The following is a 14,533-nucleotide window of genomic DNA, read 5'->3' on the forward strand; positions in this document are numbered from 1 at the left end:
GCCGATGACCGCAGCCGCAATGACCTGGAGCTCCATCCCCGCGCCGATGTTGGTGGTGACGGCGCCGAGCCAGCCGGTCTGAATGATACCGGCGATCCCGGCCGAGAGCGCGGAGATCATGTAAACGGTAACTTTGATCCTTCTGACCGGTACGCCCGTGAGTGTAGCCGCGTGTTCATTGCCGCCGATGGCGAAAACGTAGCGGCCGAATTTCGTCCAGCGCAGCACGAAGCCGGTGAGGAGCGCCAGCGCGATCATGTAGAGCACCGGGTTGGCGATGCCGAAAAACCATGCGCCGCCGCCGAGCGCCAGCAACGCGTCATGATCGGGACCGAATTGAAAAACGACGGTGTTGTTGGACGCGACCATCGCCAGGCTGCGTGCAATCGACAGCATGCCGAGCGTGATCACGAAGGGCGGGAACCCCAGATAAGCGATCATAACGCCGTTGAAGGCGCCGATCAGAAGCGCGGTCCCGATCGAGGCGGCGATGCCGACCTCGATGCTGTAGCCGGCGTGCATGACCACGGCCAGCACCATGCTGCAGAGGCAAAGCACGGATCCAACGGACAGATCGATGCCGCCCGTGATGATAACCAACGTCATGCCGAGGGCGACGATCGCGACGAAGGTCACGTTGCGGGTAATGTTGTAGAGGTTCTTCGCCGTCGCAAAGGAATCGGTTGCGAAGGACAGGAATATGCAGGCGAGGATGACAGCAACCAACACCCAGAAAGTCTGGCTGGCCAGCAACGCCGCAGGCCAGGTTTGCTGCCTCTCTTCCATGGTCCGTTCCAGCGTCGTTGCCATTGTCGACCTTCGTTTCTCTTGGCCGCTGCCGCGTGTTTTCTTAAATCGTCTTTGCGCGTCTGAGGACGCGCGCGGCGCTGTAGTCCCGTTCAGACTTGCTCGATCGCACCGGTAATGAGCCCGGTGACTTCCTCCGGTGAAGTTGCGGCAATCGGCTTATCCGCAACCTTTCTGCCCCGCCTCATCACGATAACACGGTCCGCGACGTCGAAGACGTCCGGCATGCGGTGGCTGATCAGGATTACGGCAATGCCCCGGTCGCGCAGTTCCCGGATCAGGTTCAGAACTTCCGCGACCTGCCGAACCGAAATCGCCGCAGTAGGCTCGTCCATGAGCACGATCTTTGCCTCGGAGAGCATGGTGCGGGCGATTGCCACCGCCTGTCGTTGACCGCCCGACATCTGTTTGACGAGATCACGCGGCCGCGTTTCCGATTTCAGCTCCCTGAAAATTTCGCCGGCGCGCTTGTACATCGTCTTGTGATCGAGGATCCGCAGCGGGCCGAGGCCGCGCCGCAGTTCGCGTCCGAGGAAGACATTCGCCGCGGCCGTCAGGTTGTTGCAGAGCGCCAGATCCTGGTGAACAATCTCGATGCCATGCTGGCGCGCCTCCACCGGCCGATGGAGAACGAGTTCCGCGCCGTCCAGGTGCATCGTGCCGTGACTTGGCCGAAAGTTGCCGGCGATCATCTTGACCAATGTGGACTTGCCGGCGCCGTTGTCGCCCATGAGGCCGACCACTTCTCCCGCTTCGAGCGAAAGCGAAATATCACTGACCGCCTGGATGGCGCCGAAATGTTTTGAAATGTTGGCGAGTTCGAGGACCGCCACGGCCGTCTATCCTCCCGCTAGCTCCAGGCTTGCGACCGCTCCGAAACCCTCCACCTTGGATGCGGAGCCGTCGCAATCTCGCTTTTCCGATTTCCTCCCGGGAAGCGCGATTAAGCGAATTTACGCAAAACCTTACGACAGCGTCAATCGATTGTCCCGCGATTCATTCGCTCCACCCGGCCAAGAATCCATTTTGTATTACAAATACTCGTTGACGAGCGAAGCCCGTGGATATTAGCTGTAGAAAGGGGAGCAAGAGCATGCTGATCCTTGTTACCGGTGCAACGGGCAAGGTCGGGCGGCACTTCATCGCTGGGCTGCTTGACGATCCGCGATTTTCCAAGGCACGCATCCGTGCGCTTTGCCACAATCGTCTGTGCCCGGAAACCGACAGGGTCGAGGTGTTGCGGGGATCGATTGCCAATCGGCTCGTCGTGGCAAAAGCACTCGCCGACGTCACCCATGTAGTGCATCTCGCCACCTGCAAGGAAACGCCCGAGGACATCATCGATGTCACGGTCAAGGGGCTGTTCTGGCTGCTTGAGGAATTCCGGACAAGCGCCGCGGCGCGCCAGTTCATCCTCATCGGCGGCGACGCCGGGATCGGCCATTTCTATTACCGTCATGACGGGCCGATTACCGAGAAGACACCCCATCAGGCGTATCCCGGGTGCTACGCGCTGTCGAAGGTGATGGAAGAGGTGATGCTGGAGCAGTTCGGCATTCAATACGGCCTCAACGGCTGCTGCCTTCGCGCGCCGTGGATCATGGAAAAGGACGACTTCAAGTACACGCTGTCCTTCGGCGACGACGTGTTCGGCGGTCCGGTGTGGAAGGACCTGGTTCCTGAAGCCGATGCGAAGCGCTATGCCGAAGACGGCGCCGTGCCACTGCTCCGCGATGCCGACGGGCGGCCGCTGAAACGCAATTTCGTGCATGTCGATGATCTGGTTTCCGCCATATTGGCGGCGATCGACAATCCACGCGCGATGCGTCAGCTCTTCAATATCTCGATGGATAGGCCCGTCGACTACGGCGAGGTCGCCGCCTATCTCGCCCACACCCACAGCCTCGCTTCCGTCGACATACCAAGCCAGTTTCACTCGAACTGGATGGACAACAGCAAGGCGAAGTACCTGCTGGACTGGCGACCTGACTACGACATGGAAAGGCTTATCGATTCGGCTTGGCAGTACGAGCGCTCACGGGATGACCCGCGCATCGTCTGGTATCCGGGTTGATCTGTGTGGCGGGCACGCGGTGTCCGTTTGTTTCAAGGGAGGAAGGAATGAGGAAGGCACTATTGCTTGCCGTTGCCGTCTTGGCACTCAGCGCCGGAACGGCCATGGCCCAGAAGAAACAGCTCGTCATCGTCGTGAAGGGGCTCGACAACCCATTCTTCGAGGCGATCAACCAGGGTTGCCAGAAGTGGAACAAGGAAAACCCGGATTCGGAATATGAGTGCTTCTACACCGGTCCGGCATCGACTTCGGACGAAGCCGGCGAGGCGCAGATCGTCCAGGATATGTTGGGCAAGGCCGAAACGGCCGCCATCGCCATCTCGCCCTCCAACGCCAAGCTGATCGCCCAGACACTGAAAACCGCCAACCCGTCGGTTCCGGTGATGACGCTTGATGCCGACCTCGCCGAGGAGGATTCGGCGCTACGCAAGACCTATTTAGGGACCGACAACTACCTGATGGGCGCGCGCATCGGCGAATACATCAAGAAGGCCAAGCCGAACGGCGGCAAGATCTGCACGATTGAAGGCAACCCGGGCGCCGACAACATTCTGCGCCGCGCCCAGGGCATGCGGGACGCGCTGACCGGACAGAAGGGGCTTACGGAACTGAAGGGCGAAGGAGGCTGGACCGAAGTCGCCGGCTGCCCGGTCTTCACCAATGACGACGGCGCCAGGGGCGTCCAGGCGATGACCGATATCCTTGCAGCCAATCCGGACCTCGATGCCTTCGGCATCATGGGTGGTTGGCCTTTGTTCGGAGCGCCGCAACCCTATCGTGACCTCTTCAAACCGATGGCCGACAAGATCGCCAAAAACGAGTTCGTCATTGGCGCCGCCGACACGATCGGCGAGGAAGTCGCGATCGCCCGCGAGGGTCTGGTGACGGCCCTTGTCGGACAACGGCCTTTCGAAATGGGCTACAAGGCGCCATCGGTGATGCTGGACCTGATCGCCGGCAAGCCGGTCGAGGATCCGGTCTTCACCGGTCTTGACGAATGCACCAAGGATACCGTCGACACCTGCATTCAGAAGTAGAGCATCGGGCGGAGGCCGGCAGCTTTTCATGCCGGTCTCCGCCTATGCGGCCCTGCCGCTCAGATCTGCCAGTCGGGGTCGAGCGAATAGGCTCTGATATAGTCGATCTTCATTTCGGCCCCATCGACGAGGCCGTCGGTCGGCGTGCCGGCAATGCCGCCGACGGCGAGGTTCACGAGCATGTACATCGGGTCGTGCATGTCCGAGGGCGTGTCGGCACGCGCAATCGCGGCGTCATCGAAGTACCAGACGATCTCCTCTTCCGTCCAAAGCACTCCGTATTTGTGAAATCCGCTGGTATCGGCAACCTTGACGGCGCTGGCAATGCTGGTCTGCGAGCCGGTTTCGTTGGAATGGACGGTGGCGATGACGGTGTTCGGATCCTGCCCGCGCATTTCCACGACATCCAATTCCGGCGGCCAGGAACCGTCGGCCGGGAGGAGCCAGAAGGCGGGCCAAACGCCCTGGTCGTCCGGCATGTCCGCGCGGATCTCGAAATAGCCGTAGGTCTGGGCAAAGGACGAGTAGGTCGTCAGCATGCCGGAGGTGTAGTCATAGCCGTTGATTTCGGCCTGGATGGCCTGGGACGCCGGTGCTGCCGTGATCGTCAGGACGCCGTTGTTGACCGAAAACGGCTTGGCCGCGGCGGTCGGCTGATAGGACGGGTTGATATACCATTGCAGCTCGCCGTTCTCCGAGAGCGTCGCTCCTTTATCGGGAGCCCACCAGAATTTCGCGTCCCAGACGCCGCTCGAGCCGCTGCGAAGCTGAAGCGTGTTGAACTCGTCCGAGAAGGTCTGCGTCAGCGCAGAGCGATCGAGGCTCAGTCTGAACTGGTTCGCCTGCAATTGGTCGGCGGTAGTATTGGCGAAAACCAGGCTCTCGCCGTCGGCGAGGCTGAGCCGCAAATTGGCGCCTTCCTGCCTGAGATTGACCTGGACCTGGGCAAAGGACGTAAATCCGTAGCCCTCGAGGCGGACGATATCGTCGAAATTGAAGTCGGTGATAAGGTCGCTGCCGTTGCCGCGCGTAAAGGCAAAGATATCGGCACCGCCCGCGCCCCGCAACACGTCGTTGCCGGCGCCGCCGTCGAGCGTCTGGCTGCCTGACCCGCCGGTAATGATGTTGTCGGCATCGTTGCCGAGAGCAAACCGTCCATTGCCGGTAACGGTCAGATTCTCGAAATTGTCCGGGAGCGTGTAGCTCATCCAGGTGTTGATCGTATCGACACCCTCGCCGGCCGCCTCGTAGGCGCGATTAATCCCGGAATAGAGATAATAAATGTCGTCGCCTCTGCCGCCGATCATGGTGACATTGACGGAACTGTCGCCCCACATGGAATCGTTGCCGGCCGTCCCGTAGAGTGTGGGTCCCGATCCGGTGGCGGAAAACCACGCCGTCGAGTTTCCGCTGTAATACAGCGTCTTGCCCACGGCGTTCAGCACAGTTCTGCTCATAAGAACGTCTCCGGTTTGTTGGTCGATCTCCTCCACGGGTCCCGACAATCGTCACTCCACCCGCGGGGAATCTAACATCGGGTTCGCCGAGGATCTACCGTGTGACCTTGGGGGTTCGGCAAGCTGATGACTGCCGATCCGGAACAAACCTGCCCGCGCCGCGTTTCTCGGGGTCAGCGAGCGCTTGCGGAGGGACCTATGAGCAGCGCGGAGGTTCTGCCGAAAAGTTTGGAGAGTAAAATCGGCACTTTGGATTCGCCGGATTTTCGGGCGGTGCTGGACGCACTGCCGATGCCCGTCTACGCCACGGACCGAGAGGGAATCATCACCTATTTTAACCAGGCGGCCGCCGATTTCGCCGGACGAGAACCCAGCCTCGGCAAGGACCGTTGGTGCATCAGTTGGGAACTGCGTCGCACCGACGGCTCAATTCTCCCGCACGATCAATGTCCGATGGCCCAGACTCTGAAGGAAGGGCGGGCGATCAGGGGATACGAACTTGTGGTCGTACGGCCGAATGGAACGATGATTCCGGTCGTTCCCTATCCGACGCCGATCTTTGACAAGTCGGGAACGTTGACGGGCGCAATCAATCTTCTGGTCGACATCAGCGAACGCAAAGGCTCGGAAACTATTCTGCGCACGAAGACCGAGCGGCTGGAAGCACTCGGCCGCACCGCTAAAGCGCTCTCCAGCGACCTCGATCTGGAACATATCGTCCAAACCGTCACGGACAGCGCTACAAAGCTGAGCGGCGCGAAATATGGCGCATTCTTTTACCGTGTCACCGATGAAGCCGGCGAGCATTTCCAGCTTTACACGTTATCCGGCGCACCGCGCGCAGCATTCGATCGGTTGGGGCTACCGCGCAATACGGCCCTTTTTTCCGCGACCTTCCGCGGCGACGGTGTCGTTCGCAGCGACGATATTTGCAAACATCCGCGGTATGGACTGAGCGAGCCTCACCTGGGGATGCCACCGGATCATCTCCCTATCGTCAGCTGCCTGGCCGTACCGGTCGTCTCCCGGTCTGGCGACGTGCTGGGCGGACTGTTTCTCGGGCATGATGAACCGGGCGTGTTTTCAAAGGAGTCCGAGGATATCGTCGAGGCAATCGCCGCACACGCTGCAATAGCGATCGACAACGCTCATCTGCTGCTCGCCAGCCAGCGCGAAGCCGAAAGCCATCGACGGGCGGAACAGGATTCCCGGTATCTCGCAGCGATCATCGAATCCTCCGACGATGCCATCGTCAGCAAGGACCTGAACAGCATCATCACCAGTTGGAACAACGGCGCCGAACGTCTGTTCGGGTACACTGCCGATGAAGTGATCGGCAAACCAATCACCATTCTCATACCGCCGGGTCACGAGAACGAGGAGCCTCACATCCTTGAGCGGATCCGCAATGGCGCGCGTGTCGATCACTACGAAACGAAGCGCCGGCGCAAGGATGGGAGCCTTGTCGACATCTCGCTCACCGTTTCGCCCGTTCGTGACGCCACAGGCCGCGTAATCGGTGCATCGAAGATCGCCCGCAACATCACGGAACGAAAGCAAGCCGAAGAGACGATGGCAAAGCGCCTGCGCGAGCAGGCTTCGCTCTATCAACTCACTGAAAAGCTTCATCGCGCCAAGGGGATCGAAGAGGTCTACGACGCGGCGTTGGATGCCATTCGCGCGGCACTCAATTGCAGTCGCGCGTCGATTCTGTTGTTCGACCAGTCCGATAGAATGCGCTTCGTGGCCTGGCGGGGATTGTCCGACCACTATCGTCGCGCCGTCGAAGGACATTCTCCGTGGACCCCGGAAGCGCAGGATCCGGACCCCATCTTCGTTGAAGACGTCACCAGAGCCGAGCTTTCCGACGAACTCAGGGCGACAATTGCATCGGAAGGCATTGCCGCGCTCGGGTTCATTCCCTTGATTACGGAGGGAAGGCTAGTCGGAAAGTTCATGGCCTATTACGACAAGCCTCATGTGTTCGTCGAAACGGAAATCAGCCTCGCGCTGACGATCGCGCGACAGCTCGGCTTCAGCATCCAGCGCATCAGAGCCGAAAGGGCGAGGCAGCTTGCGGAAGAGCAGTTGCGACGCAACGAAGCCAACGAAAGGGCTCGCGCAGCCGAACTGCAGGCCATCATGGAAGCCGTGCCAACCCCCATATGGTTAACACGAACGTCTGACTGCCGTGTCATCGACGGGAACAAAAGTGCATACGACCTTCTGCATCTACCGCCGGATTCGAACCTCTCGTTTTCGGCCCCGCCTGATGAACAGCCCTCTCATTTCCGGATTTTCTCGGGGGGCAGGATGCTGTCGCCCGATGAAATGCCCGTGCAGCGCGCGGCGCGCGGAGAAGAGGTCGAAAACTTCGAAGAGGAGATCCGCTTCGATGACGGCACCTCGCGCCATCTGCTCGGCAACGCCACCCCCTTGCGCAACCCGCTTGGGGAACAGACCGGCGCCGTGGCCGCCTTCGTCGACATTACCGAGCGCAAACAGGCAGAGGAAGCGCTGCTGGAAAGCGAGCGTCGGCTGAAGATGGCCTTGGATGCCGGGCGGATGGGCGCCTGGGAGTGGAATTTGCAGACCGGCAGGGTTATCTGGTCACCCGGCCTCGAGAAACTTCACCGGGTCAAACCTGGAGCGTTCGAGGGGACGTTCGCCGCCTTCAAGCGCGATATTCATCCCGCTGATCTTGCGGCCGTCGAGCGGGCGATAGAGGAGGCGCTGGAGACGCGCGAGGACTACCATGTCGCCTACCGCATTCGCCTCGCCGACGGTACAATACGCTGGATGGAGGCTTTCGGCCGGTTCTCGCCAGCAGACAGCGGCACGGGCGAGCGCCTGGCCGGCATTTGCATGGACATCACGGAGCGGAAGGAAGCCGAGGCGCAGAGGGACCTTCTTGTCGCCGAACTCAGCCACCGCGTGAAGAATACGCTGGCCACCGTCAACTCGATCGCGCGGCAATCCTTTTCGACGAATCCGGATGCGCATGATGCGCAGCGGTCGTTCGATGCACGCATCCGGGCGCTGGCACAGACTCATACCCGACTTGCGGAATCGCGATGGTCGGGCGTCTCTCTTCAAACCATATTGTCCGACGAGCTGGCTCCCTATCGAAACGAGAACGTGGACAACATCTCTCTCGACGGTCCGCCAACGACGCTGCCGCCCAAACATGCCCTTACGCTTGGTATGGCAGCCCACGAGCTCGCCACCAACGCGGCAAAGCATGGGGCGCTGTCCGAAAAGGCTGGCCGCGTAACCGTTGATTGGGACGTCGATCCGACGGAGAAGCGGCTTCGCATCCGCTGGAGCGAGACGGGAGGCCCTTCCGTTTCGGCGCCGACCCGCAACGGCTTCGGCCGATTGCTTCTCGAACGTGTCCTCGCTTCCGACCTCGGCGGCGATGTCCGCCTGGAATTCGCGTCCCAGGGGCTGACTTGCACGATCAACGTGCCCTATCCCGGGGGTTCCGAATGACAGAAGCCGAGGGGTGCCGGGTCTTCGTCGTCGAAGACGAATTCCTGGTGGCATTGCAGATCGAGGACGATCTCATCGCGGCCGGCTACGTCGTCGTGGGCCCATTCACGACGCTGCAGGGATCGATCGACGCTTCACGCGAACAGAACTTCGAAATCGCCACACTGGACCTGAATTTGCGCGGCGAGTTCGTCTACCCGCTTGTTGACGAGTTGCTGGCGCGTGGGGTGCCCGTCCTGCTGCTGACAGGCTATACGGCGTCGGATCTGCCGGAGCGGTTTCGCGCCCTGCCTCGCCTGGCAAAACCGTTCAACGGCCCTGAATTGATCAGGAAGGTTGAAAGCCTTTTGGCTGCGAAGTGACCCCGGCGCCATGCCGCAACTACGGCCCCCAGCGTAGCGCAGCCGTATCGACGGGAGCGTCCCAAAGCGACAGCTCACCCCCGTCGAGGCGCGCAATCGTCACCGAAAGCCCGGCCATGTCCAGCGACGTTACGTAGGTCCCGACCAGCGACCGGGCCACAGCCAGGCCAAAATCGGCGCAGAGCGACCGAGCGATATTGTAGGCAAGATAGAGCTCCGACACCGGCGTGCCGCCAAAGCCGTTGACGAAAAGCAGAAGGCGGTCGTTCCTTTCCGGTGAAAGATCCAACCTGATCGCCTCGAGGATTATCGCGACGATCTCGGTTGCCGTCGCGAACTTGGCGCGCGCACGCCCCGGTTCTCCGTGAATGCCGACGCCCGTTTCCATTTCGTCTTCCGCGAGCGCAAAGGTTTCGCGTTGCGTATCGGGCACCGTAACGCCTCGCAACGAGACCCCCATCGTGCGGATGCGGCCGTCCAAATCCTCGCCGAGCCGCTTGAGGTCATCGAGCGGCCAGCCCGCCTCCGCCGCTGCACCGAGCAATTTTTCGATGACGAGGGTTCCGGCGACCCCTCTCCTGCCCTGGCTGCGACTGAATCCGTCCGGATTGATATCGTCGCGGACGATCACGGTGGCAACCTGGTGATCGGCAGCGGCGAGCTCCGCGGCCATCTCGAAATTCATGACGTCGCCATCGTAGTTCTTGACGACCAGCAGGCATCCGGCGCCGCCGTCCGTTTCGCGGATCGCCGAGACGATCTGATCGGGCGTCGGCGACGTGAAGACATGGCCCGTGCACGCGGCATCAAGCATGCCCGGTCCAACGAAGCCGACATGCATCGGCTCGTGCCCGGCCCCGCCTCCTGAAATGACAGCGACCTTGCCGGGATGAAGAGTCCGGCGTCGGACGAACTTGCCGTCGGCGCCAAAAGCCACCAGGCGCTCATGAGCCGCGACGAAGCCCGCCAGGCTCTCGGCGACGAACGTCTCGGCGCTATTCATGAACTTCTTCATCGTGCCCTCCCACGGCGCCCGTCCTCCCAGGCGCGGCTACCGCAACGCACTGAATTCTTTGCATCATCCCCCTTCGGCTTGTTCCAGCCGAGCGAAGCGTGCCCACGTACTTCCATGCGAGCCGCCGCGCAGATCCGCTCCCGGCAGCGACACACTCAACCATATCGCACTTCGCTAATCCACCGTTCCGACCAGCTTCGCCATGTTCCTGACGAGTTCCTCGATTGCCGCGTCGAACAGGCGGTTTTTGACTTCATCTCCGAGGTCCGGGACGATCAGCGAAAGCTGGCGTAGCTTCTCGGTGCTTCCAAAGTCCGGCAACTTGCCGGGATGGGCGGATTGATAGGCCTGAAGGAATCGCTCCTGCTCGCCGGGACTGAAGTGGCAAACCTGAAAGATGGTCGCTAGGTGCCGTGCGGGCAGCGGCGTCGAATAGGCGGGGCTCGTTATTTGCGTCACGAAGCTGCGATGCTTGCCGAGCGCCGCGGCCAAGCGCTGACGGGTTCCCGACGGGCGGTTGTCGATGATCTGCGCCAGGATCGTCTTATAAGCCGTGATGGCGTCTTCGACCGTCTCACGAGACATTCAGTTTCTCTCCGCCGCCGGCAGGCCGTTCGACCGCAAGCCAGCGATTGCCGACCTTACGTCGGCGATACAGTTCGGCGCCACGGAAAAGTGGCGAAGCCCCGCGGCCAACAGAGCCGGCAGGTGGCGTGGGTCGGAAGCCATTTCGCCGCAGATGCCTATCGGCCTTTTCATCGCGTTGGCGCGTTCCACACCTTGCGCGATCAGCCGACAGACCACCGGGGCAGCCGCATCATAAAGCCCGGCGACTGCCGAACTCCCCCGTGCCGCCGCCATCACGTACTGCGCCAGATCGTTGGTTCCGAAGGAAAAGAAGGCCGCGTTCGAAAAGCCATCGAGCGTCAAGGCTGCCGCCGGAACTTCCACCATCATGCCGATCTCCGGCATGCGTATTTCCGTCCCTCGGCGCAAGAGATCGGCCGCCTCTTCTTCGAAGATCGCACGCATGGCATCGATTTCGCCCGGAACCGTGATCATTGGCAACAGGACCTCCAGGTTGCCGTGAGCGGCGGCGCGTAGCAATGCGCGCGCCTGCACGCGAGCGAGTTCCGGTCGCGCCAGCAACAGCCGAACACCCCTGAGACCCATGAAAGAATCACTGCTTTTGCCGCCGATACCAGGCAGTGTCTTGTCACCGCCAAGGTCCAGCATGCGGATCGTCACCGGTGCAGCACCGGCCCAGCGCAACGCCTCACGGTAGATGGCGTAATGTTTTTCCTCGTTGAGGGCATTTGCCGGCGAACCCACCAGAAACTCCGTGCGCATCAGCCCGATGCCCGCGAACGACGATGCATCGACGACGGCGAGCTCCGCCGGGTCGTTGATGATCGCCGACAGGCGGATCTCGGCGCCATCGATGGTGTGTGCCAATCCGCCGGCATCGAGCTTTACGGCTGCTCCTGCGGGCCCCGCCCTTGCTTCCGTCTTGCGAATGCGCGTGTCGTCGGGGGCGACAACTACGGTCGCGGCGATGGCATCCACGAGCACCCGTTCGCCTCCGTCGATCTCGAACGGCCCCGTTGCCACCACCATCGGTATCGAACGTGTCCGGGCCAGCATGGCAACATGACTGGACACGCTGCCATCGAAAAGCACGACGCCGCCGCCGTCCGTCCAGTCGTGGGCAAGAAAAAGACTTGGCTCCAGGTCCTTTCCGACAAAAACGGACCCCGGAGGAAAATCGCCGATCGGTTTGCCCGTGAGCGCACCGAGAACCCGATTGCGAATGTCGATGACGTCGACTGCGCGGGCCCGCACCTGCTCGTCGGGCGCCGCGGCGATGCCGGCGATGTAGAGATCGAGCGCTCCGACCCAGGCAAGCGCTGCGCCGTCTCCGGCGGCCAGCCTCTCCTCCGCAATTCCCATCAATGCCGGATCAAGCAGCATTTCTATCTGGAAATCGAGAATGCCAGCGCTTTCCTCGTCCGAGCGTTCGGCGAGAGCTGTCAACTCCGCAATTGCCGCCGCTATGGCCTCCTGCAGGTCGTGACGCTCCGCTGCAGACGTGTTGCGGGACCCGACGGCGACCGGCGCCATCTGCGTCGCGAGATGAGCCGGCCCGACAGCGATACCCGGAGAGGCAGAGATTCCCGCGATTTCAAGCGGTTCGGCCATGCTTCTTTTCTTCGTCGAAATTGCGCTCGATCAGCGCCTTCAGCGCGACAATGGCTTCGGCGGCGCGCAACCCGTGTGCACGGATTTTCAGGACCGAGCCCCGCCGGATCTTTGCCCCCATGATCTTGACGATGCTCTTGCCGTTGAGCCAGACGTCGCTGCCATTGACCGCTATCTCGACCGTGCACGGGAAGGACTTCGCCAGCCGGGTGAACGTAACGGACGGGCGTGCATGCAGTCCGAAGCCGTGCGTTACCTCGATCTCCGTCTGGCAGTAACCATGCACTTCCGCCACCTCCGTCGTTTCCTTTCGCGGCCTGCTGTCCATCAAGGCGAGAGTTCCTCCGCGGTCGCGATGACACGACTGAGGGCGGCCCCGCCGGAAGCCTCGGCCGCGGCGATCACGGCTCCCTCGACCAACGGCGCATCGCAGATCACCACGCGTTTCGAGCGCGGCTCCCCGAGCAGTTCGATCGCCATTTCGCTGTTGGTCTCCGCCCCGCCGAGATCGACGAAGACGGCGACACCGGCTTCCGACCAGGCCTGTTCGATTGCCGCCAATATGCCGGCCGCATTGGTGCCAAGTCCGCCCTCGGCGTTGCCCCCGGACCAGGCAAGCGGCACGCAATCGCCAACCATCTGTCGCACCATGTCGGCCGCCCCTTGGGCGACCAGCGGCGAGTGCGACACGATGACGATACCGACATTTGCAGATTTCGGGTTCATGCCGAACCTTGCTCCTTCAAGAAACGGCAGACCGCCGCCGTCAAGAGTGCACAACTCATCGCGCCGGGATCCACGTGACCGATCGATCGGTCGCCAAGAAACGAGGCACGGCCACGCATCGCCTTCATGCCGAATGTGAGCCTCGCCGATCTTTCCGCCTCTTCGGCGATGCCTGCCAGATCCGAGCGCCTTAGCACTTCCGCGTAAACGGGGTAAAGCACGTCGAGCAAGGTCTTGTCGCCGGCCGCCGCCCGCCCGCGCCGCGCGACGGCATCGACCGCGTATTCCAGAACGCGCGGAAAACCCGCGTGCTCACCATTCTTTCCCATCTGACGACCGATCTCGATCAACAGCGTCCCGTAGAGAGGACCGGCCGCGCCGCCGATACTCATGACGAGAGTGAAGCCGATCTGCTCCAGCGCCTGCGGCAGGGGAAGAGCCATGATCCGGTCGCGCTCGGCGTAGACCGCCTCGCAGCCGCGACGCATGTTCGTGCCGTGATCGCCATCGCCGATCGCTCTGTCGAGTTCCGACAGATGATCGGCGTTCGCCGTGATCACCGCGCGACAGGCTTCGATCAGCCCACCTATCAGCGCCTGTGTTCTCGGCTCGACGAACATCGCGGTTCTTCCCGTCGCTTGCTGTAGCGGCATCGATGGAAACCGCTGCCGCCTTTCTCGTTGCAGCATAGATCGTTTCGCTCATTCACTGAAACAACGAATTGATCTAACGCTTTGAAACCACGCAATTCCGGACGTACACACTTTCCGGGACTCGCGCTAGCGCAGACCTGCGGCAACCTCGAACACGGCGGCCACCGCCATCGCCCCCGGATCGGGCACACCCTCCAGATCCCGCTCTCCGATGTAGGATGCACGTCCCGCTCTCGCCTTCTTCATCGTCCTGGTCGCGTCCGCGCCGGCGCGCGCAGCGGAGGCCGCCGCTGCCAGTCCGCCGGCCTTCAAGGCCCGCAATGCCGGGTCCAGAGCGTCCACCATTGTCCGGTCGCCGACGCCCGCTCCGCCGTAGAACGTCATTCGGTCGAGGCCGGCAAGCAATGCGCTCGCCATATCTCTCGTATCGGAATATTCCTTGGCGGCCGCCGTAAAGAAGATCGACAACAGCACGCCGCTGGAGCCGCCCATGCTCGTGCTGAGAATGCTGCCGATCGAAGAGAGCGTCGCAGCGATATCCGTCAGTGGCAGGCGCGCGATCTGGGCCAGCACGCTGCGCGATCCCGTTGCCACGGTCGAACCTGTGTCGCCATCGCCGGCTCGCGCGTCGAGACTGTTCAATTCCGCTTCAAGTGAAAGAAGATGGTCGCAGATCGCGGCGATAAGTCGGTCTGCGGCAGAATCGTGGCT

Annotated in this window: 14 protein-coding genes; 4 read left to right on the forward strand and 10 right to left on the reverse strand. The window is 61.8% G+C overall.

Translation table 11 applies throughout. The features are described 5' to 3' along the window. Positions 1-810: ABC transporter permease (locus QN219_RS32990; protein WP_284004633.1), on the reverse strand; the 810-nt coding region annotated here is incomplete at its 3' end. 89 nt (positions 811-899) lie between these two features. Continuing rightward, positions 900-1,640 carry an ATP-binding cassette domain-containing protein gene (locus tag QN219_RS32995; protein WP_284004634.1) on the reverse strand — a complete coding sequence of 247 codons (741 nt, stop codon included), beginning with the start codon at positions 1,638-1,640 and terminating at the stop codon, positions 900-902. Positions 1,641-1,900: 260 nt separating this feature from the next. Here QN219_RS32995 and QN219_RS33000 point away from each other — a divergent pair, with 260 nt between their 5' ends. Then, positions 1,901-2,881, forward strand: coding sequence for an NAD(P)-dependent oxidoreductase (locus tag QN219_RS33000; protein ID WP_284004635.1), 981 nt, complete (start codon positions 1,901-1,903; stop codon positions 2,879-2,881). Between the two features lie 47 nt (positions 2,882-2,928). Beyond that, on the forward strand, positions 2,929-3,918 hold the full coding sequence (locus tag QN219_RS33005; protein ID WP_173513524.1) for a sugar-binding protein: 990 nt from the start codon (positions 2,929-2,931) through the stop codon (positions 3,916-3,918). Positions 3,919-3,977: 59 nt separating this feature from the next. Here QN219_RS33005 and QN219_RS33010 read toward each other — a convergent pair whose 3' ends face one another. Further along, entirely contained in the window at positions 3,978-5,375 is a 1,398-nt protein-coding gene (locus QN219_RS33010) for a family 16 glycosylhydrolase (RefSeq protein WP_284004636.1), read from the reverse strand. 198 nt (positions 5,376-5,573) lie between these two features. Here QN219_RS33010 and QN219_RS33015 point away from each other — a divergent pair, with 198 nt between their 5' ends. Both QN219_RS33015 and QN219_RS33020 read left to right on the forward strand, forming a co-directional pair. Beyond that, entirely contained in the window at positions 5,574-8,867 is a 3,294-nt protein-coding gene (locus QN219_RS33015; protein WP_284004637.1) for a PAS domain S-box protein, read from the forward strand. Then, the gene (locus QN219_RS33020) at positions 8,864-9,229 is read left to right on the forward strand and encodes a response regulator (RefSeq protein WP_284004639.1); all 366 of its coding nucleotides are present in this window, start codon (positions 8,864-8,866) and stop codon (positions 9,227-9,229) included. Before QN219_RS33015 ends, QN219_RS33020 begins: the two co-directional genes overlap by 4 nt. Before the next feature lie 19 nt (positions 9,230-9,248). Here QN219_RS33020 and dhaK read toward each other — a convergent pair whose 3' ends face one another. The 7 genes from dhaK to QN219_RS33055 all read right to left on the reverse strand — a co-directional run. Continuing rightward, positions 9,249-10,244, reverse strand: a complete 996-nt coding sequence (gene dhaK / locus QN219_RS33025) for a dihydroxyacetone kinase subunit DhaK (protein ID WP_284004642.1) — start codon at positions 10,242-10,244, stop codon at positions 9,249-9,251. Between the two features lie 174 nt (positions 10,245-10,418). Beyond that, positions 10,419-10,829, reverse strand: coding sequence for a hypothetical protein (locus QN219_RS33030; RefSeq protein WP_284004645.1), 411 nt, complete (start codon positions 10,827-10,829; stop codon positions 10,419-10,421). Beyond that, positions 10,830-12,443 (reverse strand): putative PEP-binding protein, encoded by a 1,614-nt coding sequence (locus tag QN219_RS33035; RefSeq protein ID WP_284004646.1) that lies wholly within the window; start codon positions 12,441-12,443, stop codon positions 10,830-10,832. Continuing rightward, positions 12,427-12,771, reverse strand: coding sequence for an HPr family phosphocarrier protein (locus QN219_RS33040; protein ID WP_284004647.1), 345 nt, complete (start codon positions 12,769-12,771; stop codon positions 12,427-12,429). Before QN219_RS33040 ends, QN219_RS33035 begins: the two co-directional genes overlap by 17 nt. Next, a complete protein-coding gene (dhaM, locus tag QN219_RS33045; protein WP_173513517.1) occupies positions 12,771-13,169 on the reverse strand; it encodes a dihydroxyacetone kinase phosphoryl donor subunit DhaM in 399 nt (132 codons plus the stop codon). The genes QN219_RS33040 and dhaM overlap by 1 nt, the downstream gene beginning before the upstream one ends. Beyond that, complete coding sequence (gene dhaL / locus QN219_RS33050) at positions 13,166-13,789, reverse strand: dihydroxyacetone kinase subunit DhaL (RefSeq protein ID WP_284004648.1); 624 nt, start codon at positions 13,787-13,789, stop codon at positions 13,166-13,168. Before dhaL ends, dhaM begins: the two co-directional genes overlap by 4 nt. 159 nt (positions 13,790-13,948) lie before the next feature. Further along, positions 13,949-14,533, reverse strand: a 585-nt coding sequence (locus QN219_RS33055) for a dihydroxyacetone kinase subunit L (protein ID WP_284004650.1), incomplete at its 5' end; no start/stop codon positions are given.

It is taken from the genome of Sinorhizobium sp. 8-89 (assembly GCF_030124325.1).
Classification (GTDB): Bacteria; Pseudomonadota; Alphaproteobacteria; order Rhizobiales; family Rhizobiaceae; genus Sinorhizobium.

Coding starts and splice junctions, on each gene's coding strand:
- QN219_RS33015 (WP_284004637.1), top strand. CDS start 5,574: ATGAGCAGCGCGGAGGTTCTGCCGAAAAGTTTGGAGAGTAAAATCGGC.
- dhaL (WP_284004648.1), bottom strand. CDS start 13,789: ATGTTCGTCGAGCCGAGAACACAGGCGCTGATAGGTGGGCTGATCGAA.
- QN219_RS33040 (WP_284004647.1), bottom strand. CDS start 12,771: ATGGACAGCAGGCCGCGAAAGGAAACGACGGAGGTGGCGGAAGTGCAT.
- QN219_RS33020 (WP_284004639.1), top strand. CDS start 8,864: ATGACAGAAGCCGAGGGGTGCCGGGTCTTCGTCGTCGAAGACGAATTC.
- QN219_RS33030 (WP_284004645.1), bottom strand. CDS start 10,829: ATGTCTCGTGAGACGGTCGAAGACGCCATCACGGCTTATAAGACGATC.
- QN219_RS33035 (WP_284004646.1), bottom strand. CDS start 12,443: ATGGCCGAACCGCTTGAAATCGCGGGAATCTCTGCCTCTCCGGGTATC.
- QN219_RS33000 (WP_284004635.1), top strand. CDS start 1,901: ATGCTGATCCTTGTTACCGGTGCAACGGGCAAGGTCGGGCGGCACTTC.
- QN219_RS33010 (WP_284004636.1), bottom strand. CDS start 5,375: ATGAGCAGAACTGTGCTGAACGCCGTGGGCAAGACGCTGTATTACAGC.
- dhaM (WP_173513517.1), bottom strand. CDS start 13,169: ATGAACCCGAAATCTGCAAATGTCGGTATCGTCATCGTGTCGCACTCG.
- dhaK (WP_284004642.1), bottom strand. CDS start 10,244: ATGAAGAAGTTCATGAATAGCGCCGAGACGTTCGTCGCCGAGAGCCTG.
- QN219_RS33005 (WP_173513524.1), top strand. CDS start 2,929: ATGAGGAAGGCACTATTGCTTGCCGTTGCCGTCTTGGCACTCAGCGCC.